The organism is Streptomyces sp. NPDC004609 (assembly GCF_042873655.1).
Lineage (GTDB): Bacteria > Actinomycetota > Actinomycetes > Streptomycetales > Streptomycetaceae > Streptomyces.
In genome coordinates this window covers 16,888-40,814 of the sequence record NZ_JBIALS010000052.1, presented here as the reverse complement: position 1 = coordinate 40,814, position 23,927 = coordinate 16,888, and the positions used below count along the sequence as shown (strand labels likewise).

The following is a 23,927-nucleotide window of genomic DNA, read 5'->3' as shown; positions in this document are numbered from 1 at the left end:
GTTGCACTCGCGTCACCCAAGAAGGTCTACCCGTCCAGACCCTGCCGCGAAGGCAGATCCCGCAGATTGATCAAGACGCAATACGCTCCCTAGGGCCGGGAAGAGCTCGGAGTACCGGATCGACTCACCTTCGCGGAAGCCGGACAGCACGATGACCAGGGCTCGGTTCACGTCGCTGGTGATCCAGCGGCTCCAGCCGCGGGCCTCTCCAAGGGCCTGGGCTGCCTGCCGGGCCCGGACCAACCAGGGGTTGGCGAGGTCTGCGTGGAGTTCCCGGTCGAACCGGCGGAAGTCCCGAGTGGCGGTGAACAGCGCCAGTTGCGTTGACATGGTGATCACGCGGTGCGGTTCGGGAACCGGTGGTCGCTCCAGGACGCGCCGACCCTGCTTGCCGACCCGCGGCCCGCCGTTCTTGGGCCGCTGGAGGTTCGCGAAGAACAGCTGCTGGCAGGTCACCCGCCGTAGGTAAGGCTCGATCACCGAAGCCTTGCCGCTGGCCTTGATCGCCCAGGTCGCCTGAGCCCGGCAGAGACGGCAGTAGCCGTGTTTGTCATCGACCGGGACCTGTCGTCGGCAGCCGACGCACTCACCGGTGGTGTGTTGCTGGCCGTAGGTGTAGCAGCCGCGGCAGAACCGACCGGGAAGCTGCCCCCAGGCGAAACAGCCCGAGCAGGAGGCCGCCGGCTTGTTCTCGCTGATCTTTCCCATGGTGATGTTGACCGGGTCACATCGGCGGCAGGGAGCGGCCGTCACGGCGCTTGGGCACGACGGCGGGGGCCACCATCGAGCCGGTCGTGGCCTCCTGGGCTCCGGCCTGCTGACCTGGGCGGCTGACCTTCCCGGGTTCGGGAATCAGCAGATCGCCGATCTCGCAGCCGAGCACGACGCAGATCACGTCCAGGTCCTCCAGCTTGAGGGAGACCGGCTGCCCGGACCACAGGCCGGACATCTTCCCGGCTGAGATCACCAAGCCGTGCTCGGCCAGGCTCCGCTGGAGCTCGGACGCCTTCCAGATCCCCTTGTTCGCGGCGGTCAGCCTCAGGTTCCACTTCATCCCATCAATCCTTCCAGCCGCTTCGCGGCCCGCTGCTGCCCGGACACCCAGGCGTCCTCGACCCGGGTCTGCTGGACGTGGATGTACCGCATCGTGGTGGCGATCCAGGAATGTCCGAGGACCTCCTGGATCCCGAGCAGATCAAGCCCTCCGAGGTAGAGCTCGGACGCACAGAAGTGCCGCAGGACGTGCGGCGTGAGCGTGTCGGCCCAGCTGGGCAGATGGGCTTCCGCCGCGGTGGCCAGACCGTTGCGCAAGGCGTCGTCGCCGACTCGGCGCGATGAGCCGTCGGTGTTCTTGCGCTCGGAAGGAAACAGCGGGGCCCCGGGCCGGGTGTGATCGTCGTCGAACTGGCCCCAGACGTCCTCGATGAACCACCGCAGCGTGCGGTCGGCACCGTTGATCAGCGGCACCATCCGCTCACGCGGGCCCGAGCCACGGGCGCCCTTGCCGTGACGCACATGGAGCTTGCCGAAGCGGCCCAGCTCCCACTTGATGTCGGCCAGGTCGAGCTTGCATGCCTCGCTCACCCTGAGTCCGACCTGCGACATCAGCTTCGACGCGGTGTAGTTCCGCGCGGTCGGGGCGAACTTGCGGCAGGTCGCCAGCTCGCCGCCCCAGCCGGTGAACAGCGTCTTGATCTCCGGCTCGGTCGGCGGGATCCGCAAAGCCCGCGTCCTTGGCTCCCCTCGGCCGGTTCATCTCATCGATCGGACACTCGACGACCCGCCCGGTCATCCGGTGGATCTCGACCTTGTGCCGTAGTTCCAAGAACAGGAAGTACGTGGTCAGCGCCTGCGCGCGGGCCAGCCGGGTACCGCTCGGCGAGCCCCGCAGCACCTTCCCGAAGTACCCGTCGGCGTCGGCCGGCTCCATATCCCACAGCGGCCGGCCGAACCAGGCCCGCATCTGGTTCCAGGTGCCCGACGTCTCCTCGGATGGTGCCGTCCGCCGGCCCCGCCGAAGCCCTCGTGAGAACGAACCCGGCAAGCACGTCGGTCTCGAACTGCTCCAGTTCCTCCGCCGAGACCGGGTCGCGGAACTCACGTAGGTCGCGTACGGCTGCCAGCGCCAACCCGAGCCTCCTCGCCTTCACCCCGATCACAGATCCATCGGACGAAGTGAGAACGCTTCGAGAATCCTGAAGTTACGTCACGGCTCGAAGAACACCCCCAACGAGACAGAACACCCTGGCCACGGGGACAAGGGCTCAGCAGGGCTCAGGGGAACTCACGGGATGTCGCACAGCAGGCCCGGTGCCCGGAAGGCCAGAAGGTCGATCACCGCGGTGGTGTAGGCGTGGGCGGTACCGACCGATATGCCGAAGCCGGCGGCGATCTGGGCCAGGCTCTCATGCTTGCGCAGGTACACCAGAGCGACGAGCGCACGTTGATGCGGCGGAAGTTTGCAGCGGCGGTCACCCTCGCGGGTGACGATGAGCATGGTGACCCACTCGACCAGCCCATGGGGCAGGTCGAGTGCGGCAGGATATGGGACCAATGAGGCACCTGCGCTGACGAGTTGAGACTTCGAACATCTCCCTTGACAGCACGGGTGCCTCGTGCGTTGCGGCCTCGCCACCGTCACCCCATCGGTGGCCACTCTGAAAACGCTCAGCGCTTGCGCGCCACCCCCCCGGCCATCAGTCGCTGCGCGACGTTCAACGGCTCCTCGACCGGCTCCGTCGGACGCCACAACGGCAGGGACACCACACCGGGGTCCAACAGCTCGTACCCGTCGAAGTACGCGGTGATCTCCTCGGTGGTGCGGAAGCGCCCCGTACCGAGGAGGTGCAGCATCGTCTGCTCGACGGCCCGGGCCTCCGGTCCGGTGTCGCAGAACGCCGTGATCACGAGGTGGCTGCCCGAGGGCACGTGGGACATGTACGCGTCGACGATGCCCTTGGGGTCCTCGTTGTCGTGCAAGTGGTGGAGGACGCCGACGAGCAGCACGCCGACCGGCTCGTCGAAGTTGATCAGCCGCTTGACGGCGGGTTCCTGGAGCACGGTCCGCGGGTCGCGCAGGTCCGCGTTGGAGACGCCGGTATTCGCGTTCTCCCCCAAGCGGGCGTGCCCGTGGGCGAGGACGATCGGATCGTTGTCGACGTAGACGACACGGGCGTCGGGGTTGACGCGCTGGGCCACGTGGTGGGTGTTCTCCAGCGTGGGGAGCCCGGCACCGAGGTCGATGAACTGCTTGATCCCCACCTCGGACGCCAGGTGGCTGACCGCCCGGCCGAGCACGGCCCGGTTGAACCACCCCACGTCCCCGATGTGCGGCACCGTCTGCTTGACCCCTTCGGCAACCACGCGGTCGACCTCGTAGTTGTCCTTGCCGCCGAGGACCGCGTCGTACACCCGCGCGATACTGGGCTTGCTCGTGTCGATTTCCTCCGCCACCGCGACTCTCCGTCCCTGTGCCACCCGTACGGGCGATATCCAGCCGCCAGGTTAACCCCCGTGAGGTGCGCCACAGTTATCGCGGGCACCCCTTTTTTCTGGAATGACGGATCGTCAATTTCCGACTTGGCCCAGGAGTCGGCACCGCACGGTGTCAGGCGGAGAGTTCCTCGCCCAGCGCGTCCCTCAACCGGGCGGCGCGCGCGGCGACTTCCCCGGGTCCGAGGGACACCGCGAGGTCGGCCCACCGCTGGCCTTCGGCCAACTCTTCGCGCCGTGCGTGCAGCAGCGCCAGCCGCAGGGCGGCCCGCCCGTGCCCGGCGCGGGCGGCGTGCTTCCACCACAGTGCGGCCTCGGGCTCGCTGCCCTCCCGGGCGAGCAGCAGCCCCAGGTTGAAGGCGCCGTTGCGACTGCCGGCCTCCGCCGCGAGGGTCGAGGTTCGGTGCACAAGGATGGGGCCGGGCCAAGGGGCCGGTGGGCCCGGTCGGGGGTGTGCAGGGTCGTCCCCGCAGGGGATTGGCGGCAAGACCCGGGCAATCAACGACAAGCGCCTGTATGCCGCCGACCCCGAGGAGTCGAGCCCGGAGGACCCCCGAACCCGCACCCTTCGAGGCGCCGGGCCTCAAGCGCCCTATGGCCTCGGGTCCCGGACCGGCGTGGGTGTCTGCGCCTGGGGCTCCGCCCCGGACCACGTGGGTGCGCTCGGGGCGCCGGGCCGTACGACGCGCTCGGGGAGCAGGGGCCCGCGAAGCCGACCCCTGTGCCCGAGGTACGCAAGAGCCCGGGGGGCGGCGGTACCCGCAAGGGCACCGCCGCCCCCGGGCCGGGGCGTGCGCCGAGATCAGGCCACGGAGTCGGCGACCTTCGCCGGGACGGTGGCCGGGTGCGCGGCCGGCGGCAGCAACGCGCTCAGGCCCACCGCGATCACTCCCACCGCCGTTGCGATCCAGAACACCGTGGTGAACCCGGACCAGGACGGCAGCGGCAGCTCCGCCATGGGCTTCCCGGCGAGCACACTCGCGCTGATCTGTCCGCCGAGCGTGCCGCCGACGCTCTTGAGGACGAAGGCGAGCCCGGTGACGCTCGCGACCCGCTCCACGGGGATCTCCGTGGCCACGGTGTTCATCGCCTGGGTCAGGCCCCAGCCGATGCCGATGCCCATCAGTCCCGAGGACACCGCCAGCGCGGCGGCCCCCTGACGGGCGAAGAACAGGGCCACGCACGAACCGGCGATGGCGATACCGGCCAGTGCCATCACACCCCGGGCCCCCAGCAGCCGTTCCAGCCAGCCGGTCAGGGGTGCGGCGAGAAGGCCCGCGATGCCCAGAGGAAGGAGCAGCAGCCCGGCGGTGGTGGCATCCCCCTCCAGGCCGTATCCGGTGATGCGCGGTGCGTCGACGATGGTGGGCATGGCGATGTTGATGGCCGAGACGACGTACCCGATGACGAACGACACCAGACAGACGACGGCGACCGGACGGCCGCCCAGCCGCAGCCGGACCAGGGGGTGCTCGGTGCGCGACTCGACGACACAGAACGCGATCAGTCCCAGAACGGCGAGCGCCTCCAGACCGAGGAACGCGGGTGAGGTCCAGCCCCAGGACGCCGCTTTGGTCACGCCGATGAGCAGTGCCGTCAGCGAACCGGCCAGCAGGACGGCCCCGGGGACGTCGAGGCGGCCGTCCCGGTTCACCGGTGGGCAGGATGGCAGGACCCACCAGGAGCAGAGGGCGATCGGGGCCAGCAGGGCGAGGGTGAGCCAGTACAGCCAGCTGTAGTGGAGCCGTTCGAGCAGGGGACCGGCGATGAGCAGTCCCGCCACCGTCGCCAGCGCGGAGGATCCGATGATGAGCCCGTTGGCACTGCGGACGCGGCTCTCGGGCTGGGTGTCCCGGATGATCGCCACGCTCAGGGGGATCAGGCCGAGCCCGATGCCCTGGAGGGCGTGACCGACGGTGAGCTGAAGAACCGATTCTGCGAGGGCGGCGACGAGGACGCCCACGGCGGCGATGGTCACGACCCCGATGAACAGGGGTCTCTTGTCGCGGATGTCGGCGAGCCGGGCGACGACGGGGACGCTGACGGCGCCCACGAGAAGGACCCCGGTGAAGATCCAGGCGATCGACGCCAGGGAGGCGCCCACCCCGCGCTGGATGAGGGGCAGAGCGGGTGCCATCAGGCTTTCCATCAGCGTGAAGCCGACGACCGCGCCGACGAGTACGACGATGGGGGCGCGGCTGGGAGAAGGGGTGTCCTGCACGGCTGACCTCCGGATTTTCGGGGACGGCGGCCCCGATGGGAAGCGAGGAAAGGCGGGGGCGAAGGGGACCGGGGAGCAGTCGGGATCCAGCGGGATCCGGCGGCCCGGTCGTACGAGTTCCGTGGTGGCCGTGGGGGTGAGGTCCGCCAGGATCCAGCCGGATCCCGGCCGCTCGGTCGCGTACGAACTCTGCGGTGGCGCTGGGGGGAGGATGAGAGGGAGGAGGCCGGGTTCCAGGGGGTCGGGTGTCCCGGTGCGGGCGGGCGCATTCCAGGCGGGTCCGGCGTCCCTGTCGCGTACGAACTCCACTGCGGCCGGTGGTACGAGGGCCGGGGGCTAGGCGGGTCCGGCGTCCCTGTCGCGTACGAACTCCGCGGCGGCGAGCGCCGACCCGACCTGCACCGCGACCACCCGGCGGATGTCGACGCGCTTGCCCGGCAGTGCGGTGTCGGCCTCCGTCAGCCACCCCGTGAAGAGCCGCTCGGCCTCGGCGAGACCCCGGCGCACTCCGGCACGGACATTGCCCGCGCCGGTCTCCGCGCCGAACAGCCGCAGCGCGGTCCCGCCGTAGCGGACGCGCAGCATGTGGGGCAGCATGCGGAACGAGAACTCCTCCGACACGGTCGCGGACCGCCCCGCCGCGTCGGCGTCCGACAGGAGGGCACGCCAGCTGGAGGACATTTCGGCCAGCCCGCGCAGGCCGTCCTGAAAGGCACGCCGGAAGGGGGTGTCGAGCGTCAGGTCGTTGCCAGCGTCCTCGATCAGACCGGTCAGCTGCTGTGCCGTCTCCTCGCAAGCCGTGATGATCTCACCGACGATCTCTCCGAAGGTGCGTCCGCACGGGGAGGTGTCGGCGGCGGACTCGTCCTCCCAGTAGGGGACTTCGGTGATGACGGAGACCGTGCCGTAAGGGGCGGCGTAGTCCATGCTGCTCGCGCCCGTCGCCGCTTCCACCCCGGCGGGCATCGCCGCCGTGGTCTCCGCGATGCCGGGGGCGAGGATGACGCCCGGGGTGATGAGGTTGCTCGCGGGGATCTCCCAGACGGCCTTGTGCAGCGGCAGGTCCTCGTACCCCGGTACGGCGGCGAGACGGGCGGCGAGGTCGGGGTCGGCGGTGCTGACGTAGTGGAAGACGCCTCCGTACTCGCCGTTGTGGAGGGAGCACATCACGGCGGGCTTCAGCTCGTCGATCACGCGGGTCAGCGCGACGGTCTCGGGCAGCATCCGGTCGAAGTACCCCGGGCCGCTCAGATGCGGGAAGGTCCACTCGACCTGCTCGTCACCGGCGGGCCGGTAGAACTCCCGGCCGTAGCGCTCCCGGCTGTCCGGGCGGGCGTACCAGCCCTCGTTCAGCCGTGCGCCGTCCGGGTCGACACACGGGACGAAGTGCCAGCGACACCCCAGATCCTTCCGCAGAGCGTCGTCGGCGCACAGGGCGCGCCCCAGCTCGCGGACGGTGAGCGCGCCGACGGGCTCATTGGGGTGCGGTCCGCCGAAGACCAGGACGTTCCGCTCGCCGCTGCCGATGGAGAGCATCCGGATCGGCTCGCCCTGCCGTGAGGTGCCGATCCGCCGGATCTCGACCAGCTCCGGGTACCCGGCCGCGAGCCGGTCCAGCTCGGCCTGCATCTCGTCGACGCTCGGGAACCGGTCGATGGATGGGATCGCCGCGATGGTCGCGGGGATGTCGATGGGCACGGGGCCTCCCCATTCGGTAGAGTTGCTACAGTAATAGTGACTCTATGGAATGGTTCCGGCGGGCACAATGGCACGACAGCGGGAGACATCCGAGGGAGGCGCGGAATGGCGGGCAGGCGGGCCGCGGCGCGGAAGCGCAACGAAGAGGCGCTCATCAAGGCCGCGGAGCAATTGTTCGTCGAGCACGGATACCACGCGGTCGGCATCGAGGCGATCGCCCGCAAGGCCGATCTGACGACCGGCGCGATCTACTCCATCTTCGGGTCCAAGCAGGGTCTGCTGTACGCGGTCATCGACAGCCAGCTCGGCGGCATCAAGGCGGCGACGGCGTTTCTCGGCGACGCCCCGGAACTGTCGCTGGAGCGCGCCGTGGAGGCGTACACCCGCGCTTACTTCGAGAGCGTCGACGGCGTCGACGGCTGGCGCGCGCTGCGGATCGAGTCCGAGGCGTTGGGCCTCGCCCTGCAGGGGGACGGCAGCTCGGGCACCAGCTTCCACGACAGCGTCGACGAGCCCCAGCAGAGGCTGGTCCGGCTGTTGGCCGGCCGCGCCACACCCTCCGGCCCGCTCCCCCCCGACGACGCGGCCCGACTCGCCGCCACTCTCAGCGCCCTTCTGCGCGGACTCTCCCAGCAACACGTCCTCGGTCTGCCCCCCACCGACAGCGCCACCTGGGTCCGCGCGGCCCTGGGCGTGACATCCGCGCTCTGCCCCTGACGGGTGACGCTCGGAGGGGGGTTTGTTGGTGTACCGGGAGCTGGCTGGTCTGGAGTGTTGCTGATTGGTTGAGAGGCCGGTTGAGCGGTTCGAGTGGGCAGGCCAGGCTGTTTGAGCTGGGATTGTGCCGCCTGTGCTGAGTGAGAAGCCGTATCTCTATCGATCATGAGGGCGGTTCTGATCGAACGGGATACCTGGTCGGGTGATCTTGGCCGGGTGGGCGGCGGTCCACACCTGGTCCTCCACCCAGCCATGCGCGGGAGGCCCCTCGTCGAGGTACGCGGCCAGTTGCTCCAGACAGCGCGGCGACAGACGGCACCGCGATCCACTCGGGCCGCGCGAGACCAGAGCCCGCACACCACCATCCCGCCACAACTCGTACCACCGGTAGGCCGACTTCCGGCTCACCCGCAGACGCCGTGCGACCTCCGGCGGTCCGATGTTCCGCTCGAACAATTCAGCCGCGCCTCGGACTGGGACGCGCTGGTGGATCTGACCCGTATACGGATGAGCGTTCTGGGCCTGGAAAACGGGGAGGTGCGGGTCCGGCAGGAGTTCCCGGACGAGGAGGTCGTCGAGTCCGCTGCTGCCCGGATCAGGCCGATCCTGCTGGAAGGCGACCCGTGCTTCTACGGGAAGGCGCTGAAGGCAGTGGGCTACTTCTGCCGTGACTCGCCGCGGGATACCGAGTGGGTGAAGGCCACACGAGCTGAGTGGCGTAAGCGGACAGCCCCGGCCACGGCGGAGGAAGCCGGGTACACGGTCATGATCAGCCACATGGAAACCGGCGAGAGCCATGCCCTCGACCGCCACAAGCTGGCCATGGCCTGGATCTACGGCGATGTGGTGCACCACGACACGGCACGACGCCGGGAAGGCGACCCGTTCGGACTGGGCGAGCGATTCCGTGCCGCCGTGCCGCTCGTCGCCTGGACCATGGTCGGAACGACCGAGCTCCTGAACTACATCCGAACCCTGAACAAGGCCGGGGTTCTGCCCCTGCGACCGGAGGTCCTGACGGAGCGGGTCACGCTGGAGACGACGACGCTGGAGTACAGCGGCAAGGCGTTCTTCGCCCCCGTCGGAACCGAGCAACCGACAACCGCGGACACCCCGGTGCCCAAGGAATGGATCCCCCTGGAGAAGGAATCCGCCCTCTCCCTCTTCCACACCGAGGCCGGGGAGCAACTGCTGCACGACGCTCGTTCACCACACATGCCCGAACCGCCCTCACCCGAAGAGATCGAAGCCGCCCGCACGCCCGCCGGCGGCTGGAAGCGCGACCAGCTCGCCGCCTGGGGCATCCCCTGGCCCCCGCCCAAGGGCTGGAAGGAAGAACTGACCGAGCGCTGGAAGGCCGCCCGCCAGAACGGCGCACCCCCGCCACCTCGGTCCAGCCCCGCGCAGGAGACCCTCGACTTCAGCTGAGGAAGTGTGAGGTCGTCGGCGAGGCGGCGGGCGGGGAACGACTTCGCCGAAAGGCGAACAGCCGGCAGTTGGCGGGTGGGAGGCTGGGCGCGCCGGTGACGTCCCGTCACCGTCCGCTGACCCGAGAGGGACCGATGCCTTCCACCCGCACCCTGCTGCTGCCCGTCGTACCCGACGCCCTCGACGGTCTGCTGGAGCTGGAGGACCCGCTGTTCCTGACACTCCGCAACCCCCTGCCGAGCCGGGCGGTTCAGCCGAGCATGCTCACCCAGCGGCGGACCGTCCAGTCATAGTGCCCGACCGTGCCGGGGCGGATCGATGTGAACGTCACCCACTCGTCGCCACTTTCCCCGTCGCCGTCGTCGACCGGGTCGTCAAAGGGGCCCGGCGCCCAGGAGACAAGGATCCGGCCCTCCTCCGCCTCAACCACCCAGCCGAGGAACTCCCTGCCGTCCCGGAGCGAGAAGCCGACTTTGTCGGACCTCTCCACACAGCGGACGAAGTAGTCGTGCAACGCCAGGAGTTCAGACACCAGCCCAGCCTACTCATACGGGTATAGACGCGGCCGACGTCGCCGGGTGCGCGCGACAGGCGCTGTCGCCCGTGCTGCACTCGCCCTTCGAGGGCCCGCGCGGCGCCGCCGACCACGAGCTGCTGTCCGCGGTGCTGCGCCGCGCCGGGGGCGGGGACCGCGTCGCCCTGAACCAGGATGAGGCGGAGGCGGTCGGGCGCGTGATGACGAGCGTGGTGTACGCGGCGACCGGCGAGGCGTACGCGGTGGTGTAGATCAGGACCGGGCGCGGTGACGCGGCGACGAGCACTGCACCACCGCGGCCGCGCCCCTTGCTCCGGCTGATCGGTGAACGACCAGGCCCCGGGCGGTTGCTGCCCGGGGCCTGGTGGTGCACTTCGCTTGACCGACGTGTTCAACGACCGGCTGAGGGTGGTGTCACGCCCATTCGACTCCTGCCTCCCGGAGAACGGTCCGCTGGTGGTCGGTGAGCCGCTCCCGCCGCTGCTTGGTGTTGGTGGCGAACGCACCGAGCTTCACCGTGTGCTCGGCCCCGTCGATGACGACCCGCTCGGTGTGAGGTCGGGGGACGGTGGTCTTGCCCTCCCTCGCGATGTACTGGGCGAAGGCGGCGACACCGCGCTGGAACGGCGCCGACAGCTTCTCCACCCCGGCATCCGTCTTCCCGGCCGGGGCCGGTGCTGGCTGCGCGACCGGTGCGATACCGAGACCGGTCAGGCGTTCCCGCTGTTCGTCGGTGAGCAGCTTCCAGGTGGCCGGCGTCTGCTGCCTGGCTACCCACGCCCCCAGGTCGTCGCCTTCGAACAGCACGCCGGGCTCGATGAACGGGAGCACTCCGCCCGGCTCCTCGGCGGCCAGGTCGCGGAGCACGGCGTAGTGGCGTTGCCAGTCGAGCGGCCACAGGCACGCCCAGTCGGGGTCGATCGCCGTCATCTGCGCCGCCCTGGCCTCGGCCCGCTCGACGTCCTTCCCCAGCCCGCCTTTGCGCCGGAGGTTGGCCATATGCCGGCCAACCGGCTGCGCCTCCGCCTCGGTCTCGCCCCAGACCGCGTCCTGCCGTGGAGCGAGATGCCCGTGGGCGCGGTGGTAGGAGCGGAAGAAGGCGAGCTTGGTCTCCCACGCCTCGTCGCCTGGCTCCCACACCATCCCCTCCTCGTCCAGCAGCAGCCGGCGCCGCTCCTCCAGATCCCCGGTTCGGGCCGCGCGCCGCTGCTGCGCTTCCCAGCGCCCGAGGGGATAGTTCACGACCCCGACCGGCACTTCGGTGTCGTAGGGCGTCGCCACCAGCCCGGCACCGGCAGCGCGCCTGGCGGTACCGGGGCCTGAACCCCACCATCCCCACCGGCTGGCTGTTCTTGAGTTCGCTCGGTAACGGGGAGCCATCGCTACCGGTTCCTTGGCCCGGTTGGCGGCGCGGTGCGGGCCGGCGTTCCCGAGCTGCGGTCACCTGGCCACGGTGCCCCTGCCCGGAAGCCGAGGGTGTGAGGGAGGCGCGGGGTTCGTTAACCGGCGTCGTCGCCGTCCTGGTGGAGGCGGGTGTCGAGATCAGTGGCCCAGGCCAGTGCCCATGCGCGCAGGCCCGCTACTTGTTCAGGGTCCAGACCGTAGTCGGCGATGTCCTGGTCGTCCCACCACTCGGCTCCCTGGAGCCGGTCGCGCAGGTCGTGGAGGCTGAATTCGAAGCGGGCATGACGGCGGCCGAGGTTCTCCAGCTCTGCAGTGGAGCGGTGCCGCATCGCGGCGTGTACGTCGATGAGGTCGCGGACCGCGCCGCGGTCGGCGAGCGCGCGGACCTTGGTGCCGATCACGTCTTCCAGGGCGAGAACGGGACCGTACTCGGTGACCGTCGGCGGGGCCCAGAAGGCTTCCTTGAGAACATCGACCTCGCATTCCTCGCCGGTGGCGCGGTCGGTGACGATGAGCCGGCCCGACAGCGGGCTGGACTCGATGTGCCGGACGCCCCAGCCACGCTCGGCCAGACCGTCGCCGACCGTACGGACGATCTCGTCGACAGGTGCCGGGTTCTCGGTGGCGACGTCCAGGTCCTGCGAGAACCGGTCGACCAGACCGTGGGCCTGCACGGCGTAGCCGCCGGTGATCACAAGCGGGTACGGCGCACCGATCGTGAGCACGTCGGCCAAAAGCCGCCGGTGCAGTTCTGTCAGGTTCACGCGGCGGTCGTGGCCGTCACGGAGGTGAGTTCGGGAAAAGCGGCTTCCCATACGTCCCTGATCGGGCGGCTGATCAGCGTCCGTAGCACCGGCCACTGCGCGATGAGCAGGTCCCGGTTCAGGAACTCGATCAGGTCCTGGCGCTGTCCCTCGGCCAGGACGGTGCGGTACAGGCCCATCCGGGAGCGCGGCTGTTCCAGCCCGTAGGAGCGGCGGCCCGACCAGACCACGTGCAGCGGCAGGTCGACCGTTCCCTCGGTGGGGCCGGCCAGATCCTCCAGAGACACCGGCATCCGCTGTGCGTACTGCGCGCACAAGAGGTCGAACGCGTCCGGAAAGGGCTGCACACTCATACCCCCAGTATGACCCGGGGAGCCGCCCGGGTACTCCGCAACGGCCCGGCCGGGCCCGGGCCAGCCACTTCGACGCGCACCAGGAGGCGGCGCCACCGTCGCGGGTGGATCCGGCCATCGCGGAGGCGGGGAGCGGCAGGTCGCCGTGATGCGGGAGCTGGACCGCCGCGCGTTCCCCAAGCCCGACGCCGCCGTGGACGACGTGCTGGTCCGGATCGAGCTTGCGTGCCTCCAGCGCCGCCGCCGGGCCGCGGCGACCGGGGCCGTCGCGCTGCGCTGGGCTTCAGCTGTCGAACCGCCGGGCCCGCATTTGGCCAGGTTCGATTGTTTTGTGCCATTCGCTGCTAATCCGTTACCGCACCCGGACGCACGCCGATCTCTCACCCCGTGACAGTGACCGCGACATCCCGGCCGCTCAGCCCCCTCTCACCGGGGCGGCCCCACTGTCACGACGGTGAGAAATCCCCAACGGCACCACCGCGAGAGCAAGCCCGTGCCGCGCCCCACCACCGGTCTCCCGCCCCGCGCCCCGGAGCCACCACCCCGGCCCTACTCCTCGACCCAATGGAGTCCGAGCCGGGCGAGCATTCCGAGGCGTTCGGGGCTGAGCTTCGCCCGTCGGCTCTTGCTGTTACTCAGGAATACCCCGAGGCGGACCTCGACCCCGGCCTCTCCGTCCCGGTCCGGCCCCCACCCGGCCGCCAGAACCTCCACATGCCCTCTGGGGACCTTCAGGTGTCCTTCCCGGGCCTGGTACTGGGCGAGGGCTGCTATGGCCTTCTGGAAGGCGTCCGGGCCTTTCCCGCCCGTCACCCCATGCTGCGTCCCGGCCCCCGCACCCCCGCCCGCGGCGCCCCGGGCCGTTGCGGTGTCTGCGGTGTGGGGGTGGGGTTGTACGCCGAGCTGTTCCAGGCGTTCGCGCTGTCCTTCCGTGAGCTGCGCCCAGACCGCGGGCTGGCGCTGCCGTGCGTGCCACCGTCCGATGTCCATGCCGTGAATGGTGAGTCCCGGCAGGATGTCCGGCCGGTCGCCGTCCACGCCCTCGTCGCGCACCAGCTCGCGCAGGGCGGCGTAGTGGCGTTGCCAGGTGGTGGGCCAGTCGGGGTTCCAGTCGGGATCGATGGCTGCGAGGGCGGCGGCCCGCCCGGGGTGTCCGTCGAGGGCTCCGGGGCGGCGCAGGTTCGCCAGAAACTGCCCGATGGGTCTGCCGAGGGCCGCGGCTGTCCTGGGGGCGCAGAGGGTCCAGTGCTGGTCGTAGTAGGTGCGGCAGGCGGCGAGGTTCTCCTCGAAGCGTTCGTCGGCGACGGACCACACCATCCCCAGCTGCTCCAGCCGCTCGGCGCGCTTGCCTGTCAGCTGCCCGGCCCCGTACGCGCGGCGCTGTTCGGCGACCCAGGCCCCCAGCGGTGTCCCGCCCTCGCGGTGTTCGTAAGGGACGAGCGCGTGGTGCTCACGCTCGGTGAACCTCTTCAGTGCGATGTGCCGGTTGGGTGTCGGTGGGTGGGTGTCAGTGACGGTATGTCAGGCCGGGCTGTTTCCGCTGGTCGGGTGCTGAGGGCGGGCGGGGCCACTGCCGTAGAGCGGTATCTGCAGTGGGCACGGCTGTCACAGGCCGGTACACCCCACTGCGCTCCGCTGTCTCGGAAACGGCACTTCTGATCCTTCCGAGGGCTGAGCGGCTGAACCGTGGTCGGTGTCGGTGTCGGTGTCCGTCGGGAGAAGGGGGCGAGGTGGGGGAGCCGGGCGCGTGGGGTGAGATCACGGCGGGGTTGAGGGTGTCCAGGCCGGTGCTGGTGGCGCGGCTGCTGAAGCTGGATGCGGCCGGGGCGTTGACCACGGCGCATGTGCGTGCGGGCGCGCAGGTCGGTGGGGTGAATGCGCGGACGGTGTGGCGCTGGCTGGAGGCGGCGCGGACCGAGGGCCGCGTGGAGCCCCGGCGTCGGTCTCGGTTGGAGTTGTCCGATCAGGCGTGGGAGGTGCTGGCGCAGGCGGGCGGGAACGTGGCGGCGCTGCACCGGCATCTGAAGGATGCCGGGGGAGAGGTGCCCTCGCTGGCGTCGTTGCACCGGGTGGTGCGCCGGGACCTTCAGGCCGGCAGGGCCCTGCCGGACCGTGCGGTGGTGCGGCGGGAGCACCAGGAGCAGCAGACGAGGCGGGCGCTGGCTGACCTCGCTCTGGCCGGGCCGCGGGAGGGCGGCGCAGCGAAGACGTCTGCGCCACGGCCGCCGCGTCTCGTATCAGAGGCGACCAGGGGCTTGCTGGTGGGGGAGGGCGGAGCGCTGGAGGGTGTGGCGTTGCCAGCGGGCGCGCGGCTGGTGCGGACGTCGTCGGTGGGGGCGGTGGCCGAGGCGGTCGGGCAGGCGATGGCGGTCCAGGGCGCGGTGTGTGTGTTCGGCGACCCGGGCCGGGGTAAGACCGTCGCCGTGCGGATGGCGCTCCACACAGTGCCTCCGGGCTGGAAGGTGACGTGGGTGCCGGTGCCGGTGCGCCCGTCGGTGGCCGGCATGCGACGGGCGGTGTTCGACGCTCTGGCGCTGCCGGGCCGGTTCCCGCATACGTCGGCGCTGGCCGACACAGCGGTCGCGGGGGCTCTGGGCGAGGCGCGGATGCTGGTGGTCGATGAGGCTCAGCGCCTGCCTGCGCCGTGCTTGGAGTACTTGCAGAGCCTGTGGGATCACCCCGGCACGCGGATCACGCTGGTGCTGTGTGGGGCGGGCACCGAGCGGGCGGTGCCCCGGCTTCCGCAGCTGGCATCGCGCATCGTCGCGTGGCAGGAAGTCCCACGCCTGGACACAGCCGAAGCGACGCCCGTGGTGACAGCATTTCATCCGCTGTGGCGCACCGTCCCGGCCCCGGATCTGACGTGGATCGACCAGTCGTGCGCGTACGGCACGTTCCGCACGTGGGCCGCTTTGACCGCGCACCTGCAGAACACGCTGCTCACCACCGCTGACGTATCCGTTGACCGGGCTTTGCTGGGGCGGTTGTTCCAGCGGGTCGCGCCGCCCCTGTGACCGGAGCGCTCCCGTGTGGACGGGAGGGCGATCGCATGCTCCCGGCACTTGGCGATAGACGACGTTCCACCCGTGTGAGGGGAGGCTGGCATGAAGGACGGTGACGCGGTCCGCGCAGGCGGCGGACTGCCTGCGGCGTCGAGGACGGCGCTGCGTGGTCCTGCCGTGCGGCGGCTGCTCGCCCTGCGGGCCGGGAAAGAGCTGACGGCAGGCCATGTACGGGTGGCTGCGGACGCGCTGGGGGTGTCGGAGCGCACGGTGTGGCGGTGGCTGGCCGCGGCCGAGCGCGACGAGTCCGCAGCCGCCTACCCCGGCGCACGGTCCCTAGCCGATGCGAGGTTCACGATCACGCCCGAGGTCCGTGGACTGCTGGCGCTGTGGAAGGGGAACGTGCGGGCGGTCCATCGTGAGCTGACGGCCCGCGCGGCTCGGCAGTCCCCACCGGCCAACGCACCGTCGCTGACGACGCTGCACCGGGCGATCCGGCGTGATCTGACGCCGGGGGAGCGGGCCGGGCTCGCGGGAGGGGAGCGGGCGGCACGCAAGCATGATGTGTTCCTGGCCCGGCCGCGCGGCTCGCGCAACCAGGTGTGGGAGACGGACCACATGCAGGCCCCGGTACTGGTCGACGTCGACGGTAAAGCCCGCAGGCCGTGGATCACTTGGTTCACCGACTGCGCGACGAACGCGATCACCGGTGTCGCCGTCACCCCGGTGCATCCCTCACGGGAGTCGGTGCTGGCCGCACTGCGCTCCGCGGTCCTGCGCGAGGACCCCTACGGCCCGTTCGGCGGCCTTCCGGAGAAGGTACGCGTCGACCGGGGCAAGGACTTCCTGTCGAGGACGGTGACCGCCGCGCTCGATCTCCTGGACGTGACCGTGGAGCCCCTGCCTCCCTGCACCCCTCATCTCAAGGGCACTGTGGAGGGCTTGAACCGGGCGGTGGAGCCGATGCTGCTCGCCGCGCTGCCCGGCTACGCCCGCCAGCCGCGCCCCGGCAAACGCCCCTCCCTCCCGAAGGACGAGATGCTGCTCGGGTTCGAGGACTTCACCGCCCGGCTGCTGGCCTGGACACGGTGGTGGAACACCGAGCACCGCCCCGAGCCGCTGCGGGGCAGAACCCCGCTCCAGGCGTGGCAGGACGACCCCACCCCGCTACGGGACGTCCCCGCGGCAGATCTGTGGACGTTCACCCTGGAGGACGCCGGCACCCGCACGCTGACCACCCGCGGCATCCGCTTCAGAAAGCGCGACTACGTGGGGCCGTGGATGACCGGCCAGGCCGGGATCCAGGTCCGCATCCGGTTCATGCCCCACCACGACCACCGCATCGAGGTCTACCACGCCGCCACCGGCCGCTACCTCGGCCCTGCGGACCTGGCCGACCAGGCCACCGACGAACAGATCCGCGCCGTACGACGAGCACGGGCCGCCCGCGCCCGCCGCCTGAAGAAGGACCTGGAGGCATCCCAGCGCGAGCGCTACGCCGCCGCCACCCAGCCCGAGGCTCCGCAGCGGCTCGGCGCGCTGACCGCCGTGCAGGCCGGGGCCGAACTCACCCAGGCCACCGACACCGACCTGTCGCAGCTGTCGCTGCCGGACCTCATCCCGCCCGCCGCGCCCCCGGCCGACTGGCGCACCCCCGCTTCCCTCGCAGCGCTCACCACACCAGGCCGCCCCACCACCCCGCTCCAATCCCGCCAAGATTCCGCTCCCGCCCCCGACGACCCAGGCGGACGGGCCGCGCATCCCACCACCGACCAAGACGGAGATGCCCCGTGACCGCGGCCACCTACCAGTACGTCGACCTGCCCGACGCCTCCGTGGTCACCACCCGCGCCCTGCTCACCGCCCGGGAGAACATCACCGACACCGTCGCCGCCCGCGCCATGATGTGCATCCACGGCGGCGCCGGCTTCGGCAAGACCCTCGCCGTCAACACCTGCCTGCGCGAACTCGAACCCGCCGAGGACGTCCGCAAGATCACCTTCCGTGCCCGGCCCACCGCCCGAGCGGTGCGCTACGAACTGTTCACCGCCCTCGACCTGGCCGGTGAACCACCCCGTCACCCCAGCGAGTTCGACCGACTGCTGAAAACCGCCCTCGCAGAACGCCCCCGCACCTTCCTCGTCGACGAGGCCCAGTGGCTCAACGGGGAAGCGTTCGAATACTTCCGCTACCTGTGGGACGAACCGGCCACCCGGCTCGCGATCATCTTCGTCGGCGGCGCGGGCTGCCACACCGTGCTGCGCCGCGAACCGATGCTCTCCTCACGCGTCTTCATCTGGCAGCAGTTCACCCGCCTCACCCCCAGCGAGGTACTTGAGGTCATCCCGCTGTTCCACCCGGTCTGGGCCGACGCTGACCCCGACGACGTCGCCTTCGCCGACCAGCACGCCGCTCACGGCAACTTCCGGGCCTGGGCCCAGTTGACCGCTCATGCCCGCACCGCCCTGGCCCGCACCGGACGTGCCCGCGTCGACCAGGAACTGCTGCGCTGGGCCTTCAGCCGCCTCGCGTGATCCCGATACCCGCCACGGGATCGTCGGCTCTCACGCTGGTCATGGACCCCCACGACGACGCTGCCCACACGCACACTGCCCTGGCAGCCCACGATCTGGCCGCCGGCCGGATCACCCTGCATCCCGGCCCGGGAACCACCAGCGACACTGCCCTCGCCCACGACCTCCTTGCGGCCCTGGGCAGACCGCCGCTGCTCCCGGGCTGCTTCCCTTCAGGCCGCCAGCCCGTCTGGGAAGCCGCCACAGCATGGGCGGCGGCCCTGCCCGTGAGCCGGCTCACCGTCCTGCGCGCGCACCGGCTCACCGCCCGCCGCACGATGCGCCTTCTGCAACTGCGTGCCGTGACGGGCCTTCATCTGACGCTGGTCTGCCACCGCCCGTATCTGCCCGCCGCCGTGCACCAGGCCCTCAGCACGGCCGACCCCACGGTCATCACGAGCCTCGCGGCCGCCCGCCGCCACTACGACGCCCCGCCCGATTCCCTGCACACGCCCGCAGACCTCCCGCAGCCGTCCGGCCGCTGGCTCACCCTGCCCGCACTGGACCGCCTCGTCTCCTACGACAGTCCCGCCCCCTGCACCACCCGGTGCACACCCCCGCCCATCGCCTGGAACCACCGCCCGCCACCACCTGTCCTCACCCCGCGCACCGCCCAGGTGGCCGCCCGCCGACTCTCCGCAGCAACCGCCCACCCCCGCCTGGCCGCAGCCCTGGCCACCGCACTGTTCACCGGCGCCTCCTTCCAGCAACTCGCCACCGCCCGCCCCCACGACTACGACGACCACGCAGCCACCCTCGCCCTGCACGACCGAACCCGCTACACCGACGGCTGCGCCGCCCACCCCGTACCCGGCTGGGCACACGTCTTCCTCAAGGCCGCCGCCTGCTTTGCCCGCCTCGCGCCCGGCCAGGACCAGCAGCTGCTCGCCGCGCCCGGCGACCGCCCGCATCTGCTGCGCCTGGCGCAGGCGGCCCGGCTGCGCCCACCGCAGCCGCCCGCCGCCCGGCAAAGCCGCATCGTGTGGGACTGGCGCGAGCAGCAGGAGGCCGGCCGCTACGACACGATGCTGACGCCGCGCGGGAAGCCGCAGCCGCGCAGGTAAGAGGGCTACCGGATCGAGAAGTCGGCGAACTCCACATCGGTGAAAGCGATGTGCACCCCGTGGGCGCGCTGGCCACTGTCGCGGAAGTAGGCGTGTCCCAGTGCCCGGGCGAGGATCACCATCTGCTGCTGCTGCTCGCCCGCGCCCGCGTCCCGGGCGGCGAACAGCTCCCGGGCCACCTCCCCGGACAGACCCTGGGTGATGCGCCGCACCCGCGGATCGTCCGAGGACCCTGCCGCCGCGGCGAACCCGAACCGCGCCCTGGTGTGCAGGACGAAGCCCTCCGATTCGGCCCGCGCCTGCAGCCGGGCCCGGATCCGCGGCTGCCACTTGGCCAGGACCGCCGCCTCGATCGCCTGGATCTGCGCGGGACCCGGCGGGCGCCGGCCTCCGGGCTTCTTCGTCACCCACCGCTGCACGGTGCGCTGCGACACCCCCAGCACGGCGGCAACCTCCCAGGTGGAACCCCGGTGCGCCTTGAGCAGAAACCGCAGACGAGCCTCGGTACCTGAAGGAACCGGTCGAGTGCGCAGCGCGCGCTCCAGCCCCTGCGCGATCTCTCCCACATCCATCCCCTTCGAGCAGCTTGCAGGCTGGCACCCTGCGGCCGGTGACCTCATGTCTTCCACACTTGGCCGTCTCTTCTATTCAGTTCCGGTTTCTTCAGGACAACGCCCACAGCCGTCGGCTACAGCGCACCGTGCCGGTCGCGCCGGCGATGTCCTTCACGACCATTCGGCGATCCGTCCCGTTCGGCCCGCGTTCCTCTTCTGAAGCCGCCCTTGCGTTGCTCTGCCAGCGGCCGGCCGGGCCACCGGGCAGCGCATCGCCGTCGGCAGGACGGGCCTGCGTGAGCACGGCCTCGCCCTGGTCGACACCGTCGTCGCCTTCCACCAGGCGCAGGCCGCCGATCACGCCGACTGGCAGGTGGAAGTCGCCCACTCCACCCCGGCCGGGAACCTCGTGCCCGACGTCGTGGTGCTCCTGGCCGACGGCTCCAGCGCGTTCGTGAAGATCGACCGCACCATGTCCTACCCGCGCCTGGCCGCCAAGCTGGAGCGCTACGACGCCTACCGCAACGCACCGCCCACCGGGCGCGGCAACGCTGCCCGCGCGCCGCGCAACCACTGGCAGGAGACCTACGCCGGGCCGTACCTGGAGCGGCCCTTCCCGCCGATGCTGTTCGTCTTCGCCTCGGCCCCGCGCCGTGCGGCCCCGGACACGAGGGAGGCCGCCTTCCACGACCACGCCCGCCGCCTGTCGAATGTGAACTACCGGATGACCGTGGCGATGACGACCCTGCACCGGCTCACCCGGGACGGGGCCGACCGGCCGGTGTGGCGGGTCGTCGGCCACGGCGAGGAACGGCGGGTTCTGACCGCGCTGCCCAAGGCGCGGTGAGCACAGCGGGCCCGGCCTCCACCCAGGCCGGGCCCGCCAGCCTGCCGGTGGTGTCTGTGGCGGCTGGAAAGCTGACCGGATGAACGCCGGTGGCGAGCAGCTGCTGAACGGCCGGCCTTCCGCCAACCCCCCGACTGACCCGCCCCCGCCCAGGGCGATGCCCCAGGACGCGCCCAGAGCCTGCGCACACACCCATTCGGAGGCACGCGAGAGCTGACGACCGCGCGGTCAGTCTGTCAACCGCTCCCCGTGCCAGGGGCGGCGGTCGGCGAGGGCGCGGGCGGGTCGCCTTCGGTCTGCTGGTAGAGGCGATCCCGTCCTGTACCGCTCGTCTGGCAGAGGTGGGCCGCTTGTCAGTGGGGGGTGTTACGGTCCGGCGCGTAGAGCTGTCGGGGGAGGGCGGGGCCATCCGGTCGTTGCCTGCTGCCATCGCTGTTCACCTTGAAAGAGAACGATATGACCGCTGGGCCAGAGCCTTCTTCTTCCTCATCGCCGAACCCGCCCATGGCAGGAGCAGGGCAGAGCATCCACATCTCGGGCGGGGACAATTCGCCCGTCAATGTCACCGCTCCCTTTGCCCACGCCGAGCGTGGGGGTACCGCGAGCGCCAACGCCAACGCCAACCAGCCGACGCCGGTGCCTCCTGTGTCTGGGTGGAGCCGCGCCGCCGTAGTGTGGACGGCCGTCGGCGCGCTCGGCACCATTGCGGCGGTCATCGTCGCGATCCTCGCCCTCGGTAAGTGAGGCCATTACCGGGGGTTCGATCGATCCTTCGGTTCGTCGTTCGAAGAGAGACCTACATGAGCAGTTCCCTCAGCGGCCTCGCCCGCCTTGAGCGCGATGTACTGGACGACTCGGTCGCGCTTGCCTCACTCCTGCGGCAGGTGCTGATTATGGGAGGCCGTGCGTCCTCCGAACCGTTGCGGACCTGGGCTCGTCGCGAGCTGAAGGGATACACCGACGCGATGAATGAGCTCCCCGATTACCGAAAGATCTCAGTTCAGCTCAAGGCCGATGTGATAGCGGGGCCCAAGCAGTTCACGGGCCAGGAAATCGGCCCACAGGACCTGCCGGAGTCTGTACGCAACGACGTCAAGGAAGAAATAGGGATGACCTGGGGTATCTCGGAAATCCAGGCCACAGCAGCCGGGTCAAAAGACGGCAAGCACATCAGGCTCGGAATGCCCGGCATGGCTTACGTGGCCCGGTTGATGACCAAGGATCAGCAGGAGCTACAGCATAACCCCTTCCTGACCGTCACCTCGGTGTACTGGTCCGTCAGCACCGCAGCACTGGAAGGCGTCCTTGACCAGGTCCGTACCCAACTGACTGAGTTCGTCGCCGAGCTACGGGCCACCATGCCACCCGGAGATGAAGAACCCACGTCTGAGCAGGTCCGTCGGGCGGTTTCGAGCATACAGATCACAGTAGGAGACAACTCCCCGGTCACCGTCGCAGCACCCGTTGCCTACGCAGAACGAGACGCCATCGCCATTGGCACTGCCGACATGTCGTAAGGTGCCGAAGCTGCCTGCTGAGGTTGAGCAGCGAAGCATTCAGAGTTGTCAGTGGGGCAGTGCAGACTGGACGCTGTGAAGACATCCGACGTCCGTGGACTGGAGCAGCTCGAACGCGCCGTCTTGGACGACACTGCCTCTCTCGCCTCCGCCCTCCGGCAGCGCCTCATGCTGGCCGGCTACGCCCACCACGAGGAACTGCGCGCCTGGGCGCTGAAGGAACTGGAAGGGTACGCGCCCGGCGATGAGCTGCCTTCGTACCGGAAGGTGCCGGCCGCGCTCGAAGTCGTCGTGGATCTCTACCTTCCGGGCCAGATCATCCGGGGCAACACCCGGCGGATCAGCCCGCATCATCTGCCCCAGCAGGCTCGTGAACGTGGCATCGGGGAGAGCGCACCGATCCGGCCGGGGGTCCGGGAGCTTGAAGCGATGGTCGCCCGAGACGGCACCGCAGTGGCCGTGAGCCCGCCCGGTTCCACTGAGTACGCGCTGCTGATGACGCAGAAGCAACATGAGCTAGTGCCGCATCAGGCAACGTTTGCCCTGTCATGAGAGGTTGCGTGGTTGCTGTGTGGGGAGGGGCCGTACGGCGAGAATGATCGGGTGGCTGAACGTGTGCGGGTTCGGGAGATTGATGACGACGAGGGCAGACGGTTGCTGCGGATCATCCGCAGAGGAACCGGTTCGGTGGTGACCTGGCGGCGGGCCCAGATGGTGCTGCTGTCCGCGCAGGGCATGCCGGTGGCGAAGATCGCGGAGGTGACGTTCACCAGCGCGGACCGGGTCCGGGACGTGATCCACAACTTCAACGCCGACGGCTTCGAGGCGCTCTACCCCAAGTACAAAGGCGGCCGGCCCAGAACCTTCACTCTCCCGGAACGCCGGGAGATCAAGAAGACCGCCAAGTCCAAGCCGGCCGAGCACGGCCTGCCGTTTTCGACCTGGAGCCTGGCCAAGCTGGCCGACTTCCTGGTCGCCGAGGGGGTGGTCGACGACATCAGCCACGAGGGCCTTCGGGTCCTGCTCCGCGAGGAGGGCGTCTCCTTTCAACGCGTAAAGACCTGGAAGACCTCCCGCGACCCCGACTACGCGGGCAAGAAGGCCCGCGTCGAGCACCTCTACGCGATCGCCGACGGCGAGGTGATACCCGAGGACGGCGAGCCTGAAGTGGTCTTCTGCCTGGACGAGTTCGGGCCGCTCAACCTCCAGCCGCACCCCGGCCGGCAGTGGGCCGAACGCGGCGGGAAGCACAAGGACCCCGACCGGGAACCCCGCCGACGGCGCCGGGCGACCTACACCCGCCCGCACGGGGTCAGGCACCTGTTCGCCGCCTACGACCTGGCCAAGGACAAGCTCTACGGCCACATCGAGCCGAAGAAGAACCGGACAAGGTTCCTGGAGTCTGCCGCTACCTGCGCAGCCTCTACCCGCCGCACATCCGGATCGCGATCGTACTCGACAACTTCTCCCCGCACCTGACCACGAAGAAGGACAGCCGGGTCGGCGACTGGGCCACGGCGAACAACGTCGAACTCGCCTACACCCCGACCAACAGCTCCTGGCTCAACCGCATCGAGGCCCAGTTCACCGCCCTGCGCTACTTCGCACCGGACGGCACCGACCACACCACCCACAAAGAGCAGGGCAGCATGATCCGCCGCTACATCATCTGGCGGAACAAACACGCCACCGACAAACACCTATGCAAGGTCGTCAACAGGGCGAACGTTGCCTGAAACGGCCCTAGTGGCCGAGTAC

General features: G+C 70.3%; 27 protein-coding genes and 4 pseudogenes. 14 read left to right on the top strand and 17 right to left on the bottom strand.

Annotated elements, in window-relative coordinates; genetic code table 11:
* Window positions 1-12: 12 nt before the first annotated feature.
* The 3 genes from ACFYT4_RS33370 to ACFYT4_RS33360 are packed head-to-tail and all read right to left on the bottom strand — an operon-like array spanning window position 13 to window position 1,722.
* The gene (locus tag ACFYT4_RS33370) at window positions 13-708 is read right to left on the bottom strand and encodes a hypothetical protein (protein ID WP_389277719.1); all 696 of its coding nucleotides are present in this window, start codon (window positions 706-708) and stop codon (window positions 13-15) included.
* A gap of 16 nt (window positions 709-724) precedes the next feature.
* Window positions 725-1,054, bottom strand: coding sequence for a helix-turn-helix domain-containing protein (locus ACFYT4_RS33365; RefSeq protein WP_389277716.1), 330 nt, complete (start codon window positions 1,052-1,054; stop codon window positions 725-727).
* Complete coding sequence (locus ACFYT4_RS33360; protein ID WP_389277713.1) at window positions 1,051-1,722, bottom strand: tyrosine-type recombinase/integrase; 672 nt, start codon at window positions 1,720-1,722, stop codon at window positions 1,051-1,053. The genes ACFYT4_RS33365 and ACFYT4_RS33360 overlap by 4 nt, the downstream gene beginning before the upstream one ends.
* 86 nt (window positions 1,723-1,808) lie before the next feature.
* On the opposite strand from ACFYT4_RS33360, the gene ACFYT4_RS33355 reads away from it, so the two are divergent.
* On the top strand, window positions 1,809-2,105 hold the full coding sequence (locus ACFYT4_RS33355; RefSeq protein WP_389277710.1) for a hypothetical protein: 297 nt from the start codon (window positions 1,809-1,811) through the stop codon (window positions 2,103-2,105).
* Window positions 2,106-2,299: 194 nt separating this feature from the next.
* Here the strand turns inward: ACFYT4_RS33355 and ACFYT4_RS33350 are convergent.
* The 5 genes and pseudogenes from ACFYT4_RS33350 to ACFYT4_RS33330 all read right to left on the bottom strand — a co-directional run.
* Window positions 2,300-2,554, bottom strand: a pseudogene (locus ACFYT4_RS33350) (transposase family protein); the annotation flags it as partial.
* 113 nt (window positions 2,555-2,667) lie between these two features.
* Window positions 2,668-3,453: an SAM-dependent methyltransferase gene (locus ACFYT4_RS33345; protein WP_389277707.1), complete on the bottom strand. Its 786-nt coding sequence runs from the start codon at window positions 3,451-3,453 to the stop codon at window positions 2,668-2,670.
* Between the two features lie 154 nt (window positions 3,454-3,607).
* Window positions 3,608-3,886, bottom strand: a pseudogene (locus tag ACFYT4_RS33340) (sel1 repeat family protein); the annotation flags it as partial.
* A gap of 408 nt (window positions 3,887-4,294) precedes the next feature.
* Window positions 4,295-5,713 carry an MFS transporter gene (locus tag ACFYT4_RS33335; RefSeq protein ID WP_389277704.1) on the bottom strand — a complete coding sequence of 473 codons (1,419 nt, stop codon included), beginning with the start codon at window positions 5,711-5,713 and terminating at the stop codon, window positions 4,295-4,297.
* A 336-nt stretch (window positions 5,714-6,049) separates the two neighbouring features.
* Entirely contained in the window at window positions 6,050-7,411 is a 1,362-nt protein-coding gene (locus tag ACFYT4_RS33330; RefSeq protein WP_389277701.1) for a M14 family zinc carboxypeptidase, read from the bottom strand.
* A 105-nt stretch (window positions 7,412-7,516) separates the two neighbouring features.
* Between ACFYT4_RS33330 and ACFYT4_RS33325 the strand changes: the two genes are divergently transcribed.
* The gene (locus tag ACFYT4_RS33325) at window positions 7,517-8,128 is read left to right on the top strand and encodes a TetR/AcrR family transcriptional regulator (RefSeq protein ID WP_389277698.1); all 612 of its coding nucleotides are present in this window, start codon (window positions 7,517-7,519) and stop codon (window positions 8,126-8,128) included.
* 156 nt (window positions 8,129-8,284) lie between these two features.
* Here the strand turns inward: ACFYT4_RS33325 and ACFYT4_RS33320 are convergent, their stop codons facing one another.
* Complete coding sequence (locus ACFYT4_RS33320) at window positions 8,285-8,584, bottom strand: helix-turn-helix domain-containing protein (protein WP_389277696.1); 300 nt, start codon at window positions 8,582-8,584, stop codon at window positions 8,285-8,287.
* A 30-nt stretch (window positions 8,585-8,614) separates the two neighbouring features.
* On the opposite strand from ACFYT4_RS33320, the gene ACFYT4_RS33315 reads away from it, so the two are divergent.
* The gene (locus tag ACFYT4_RS33315; protein WP_389277693.1) at window positions 8,615-9,556 is read left to right on the top strand and encodes a hypothetical protein; all 942 of its coding nucleotides are present in this window, start codon (window positions 8,615-8,617) and stop codon (window positions 9,554-9,556) included.
* Window positions 9,557-9,690: 134 nt separating this feature from the next.
* On the top strand, window positions 9,691-9,849 hold the full coding sequence (locus tag ACFYT4_RS33310; RefSeq protein WP_389277691.1) for a hypothetical protein: 159 nt from the start codon (window positions 9,691-9,693) through the stop codon (window positions 9,847-9,849).
* Here the strand turns inward: ACFYT4_RS33310 and ACFYT4_RS33305 are convergent.
* Window positions 9,807-10,088, bottom strand: coding sequence for a hypothetical protein (locus ACFYT4_RS33305; RefSeq protein WP_389277688.1), 282 nt, complete (start codon window positions 10,086-10,088; stop codon window positions 9,807-9,809). The genes ACFYT4_RS33310 and ACFYT4_RS33305 overlap by 43 nt on opposite strands.
* A gap of 71 nt (window positions 10,089-10,159) precedes the next feature.
* On the opposite strand from ACFYT4_RS33305, the gene ACFYT4_RS33300 reads away from it, so the two are divergent.
* A complete protein-coding gene (locus ACFYT4_RS33300) occupies window positions 10,160-10,342 on the top strand; it encodes a hypothetical protein (RefSeq protein WP_389277686.1) in 183 nt (60 codons plus the stop codon).
* Window positions 10,343-10,505: 163 nt separating this feature from the next.
* Here ACFYT4_RS33300 and ACFYT4_RS33295 read toward each other — a convergent pair whose 3' ends face one another.
* From ACFYT4_RS33295 to ACFYT4_RS33275, 5 genes and pseudogenes are all read right to left on the bottom strand, one after another.
* On the bottom strand, window positions 10,506-11,372 hold the full coding sequence (locus tag ACFYT4_RS33295) for a helicase associated domain-containing protein (RefSeq protein WP_389277683.1): 867 nt from the start codon (window positions 11,370-11,372) through the stop codon (window positions 10,506-10,508).
* Window positions 11,373-11,590: 218 nt separating this feature from the next.
* Window positions 11,591-12,259 carry a nucleotidyl transferase AbiEii/AbiGii toxin family protein gene (locus ACFYT4_RS33290; RefSeq protein WP_389277680.1) on the bottom strand — a complete coding sequence of 223 codons (669 nt, stop codon included), beginning with the start codon at window positions 12,257-12,259 and terminating at the stop codon, window positions 11,591-11,593.
* Window positions 12,256-12,612, bottom strand: coding sequence for a hypothetical protein (locus ACFYT4_RS33285; RefSeq protein ID WP_389277677.1), 357 nt, complete (start codon window positions 12,610-12,612; stop codon window positions 12,256-12,258). Before ACFYT4_RS33285 ends, ACFYT4_RS33290 begins: the two co-directional genes overlap by 4 nt.
* Window positions 12,613-13,161: 549 nt before the next feature.
* Window positions 13,162-13,929: a helicase associated domain-containing protein gene (locus ACFYT4_RS33280; RefSeq protein ID WP_389277674.1), complete on the bottom strand. Its 768-nt coding sequence runs from the start codon at window positions 13,927-13,929 to the stop codon at window positions 13,162-13,164.
* Between the two features lie 57 nt (window positions 13,930-13,986).
* A pseudogene (locus ACFYT4_RS33275) lies at window positions 13,987-14,085 on the bottom strand (helicase associated domain-containing protein); the annotation flags it as partial.
* A gap of 314 nt (window positions 14,086-14,399) precedes the next feature.
* Here ACFYT4_RS33275 and ACFYT4_RS33270 point away from each other — a divergent pair.
* The 4 genes from ACFYT4_RS33270 to ACFYT4_RS33255 all read left to right on the top strand — a co-directional run bounded on the left by ACFYT4_RS33270 (window position 14,400) and on the right by ACFYT4_RS33255 (window position 19,251).
* Window positions 14,400-15,626 carry an AAA family ATPase gene (locus ACFYT4_RS33270; protein WP_389277671.1) on the top strand — a complete coding sequence of 409 codons (1,227 nt, stop codon included), beginning with the start codon at window positions 14,400-14,402 and terminating at the stop codon, window positions 15,624-15,626.
* A 165-nt stretch (window positions 15,627-15,791) separates the two neighbouring features.
* The gene (locus tag ACFYT4_RS33265) at window positions 15,792-17,408 is read left to right on the top strand and encodes a Mu transposase C-terminal domain-containing protein (protein WP_389277725.1); all 1,617 of its coding nucleotides are present in this window, start codon (window positions 15,792-15,794) and stop codon (window positions 17,406-17,408) included.
* Window positions 17,405-18,148, top strand: a complete 744-nt coding sequence (locus ACFYT4_RS33260; protein ID WP_389277668.1) for an AAA family ATPase — start codon at window positions 17,405-17,407, stop codon at window positions 18,146-18,148. Before ACFYT4_RS33265 ends, ACFYT4_RS33260 begins: the two co-directional genes overlap by 4 nt.
* Window positions 18,145-19,251 (top strand): hypothetical protein, encoded by a 1,107-nt coding sequence (locus tag ACFYT4_RS33255; RefSeq protein WP_389277665.1) that lies wholly within the window; start codon window positions 18,145-18,147, stop codon window positions 19,249-19,251. Before ACFYT4_RS33260 ends, ACFYT4_RS33255 begins: the two co-directional genes overlap by 4 nt.
* 5 nt (window positions 19,252-19,256) lie before the next feature.
* Here the strand turns inward: ACFYT4_RS33255 and tpg are convergent, their stop codons facing one another.
* A complete protein-coding gene (tpg, locus tag ACFYT4_RS33250) occupies window positions 19,257-19,817 on the bottom strand; it encodes a telomere-protecting terminal protein Tpg (protein WP_389277663.1) in 561 nt (186 codons plus the stop codon).
* A gap of 97 nt (window positions 19,818-19,914) precedes the next feature.
* Window positions 19,915-20,193: a hypothetical protein gene (locus ACFYT4_RS33245; RefSeq protein ID WP_389277660.1), complete on the bottom strand. Its 279-nt coding sequence runs from the start codon at window positions 20,191-20,193 to the stop codon at window positions 19,915-19,917.
* On the opposite strand from ACFYT4_RS33245, the gene ACFYT4_RS33240 reads away from it, so the two are divergent.
* The 5 genes and pseudogenes from ACFYT4_RS33240 to ACFYT4_RS33220 all read left to right on the top strand — a co-directional run bounded on the left by ACFYT4_RS33240 (window position 20,077) and on the right by ACFYT4_RS33220 (window position 23,905).
* Window positions 20,077-20,652: a replication-relaxation family protein gene (locus tag ACFYT4_RS33240; RefSeq protein WP_389277722.1), complete on the top strand. Its 576-nt coding sequence runs from the start codon at window positions 20,077-20,079 to the stop codon at window positions 20,650-20,652. The genes ACFYT4_RS33245 and ACFYT4_RS33240 overlap by 117 nt on opposite strands.
* Window positions 20,653-21,093: 441 nt before the next feature.
* Window positions 21,094-21,396, top strand: a complete 303-nt coding sequence (locus ACFYT4_RS33235) for a hypothetical protein (RefSeq protein WP_389277657.1) — start codon at window positions 21,094-21,096, stop codon at window positions 21,394-21,396.
* A 56-nt stretch (window positions 21,397-21,452) separates the two neighbouring features.
* On the top strand, window positions 21,453-22,169 hold the full coding sequence (locus ACFYT4_RS33230; protein WP_389277654.1) for a hypothetical protein: 717 nt from the start codon (window positions 21,453-21,455) through the stop codon (window positions 22,167-22,169).
* Between the two features lie 75 nt (window positions 22,170-22,244).
* Window positions 22,245-22,721, top strand: a complete 477-nt coding sequence (locus ACFYT4_RS33225) for a hypothetical protein (RefSeq protein ID WP_389277651.1) — start codon at window positions 22,245-22,247, stop codon at window positions 22,719-22,721.
* A 51-nt stretch (window positions 22,722-22,772) separates the two neighbouring features.
* Window positions 22,773-23,905: pseudogene (locus tag ACFYT4_RS33220) on the top strand (IS630 family transposase).
* The last annotated feature ends 22 nt before the right edge of the window (window positions 23,906-23,927 follow it).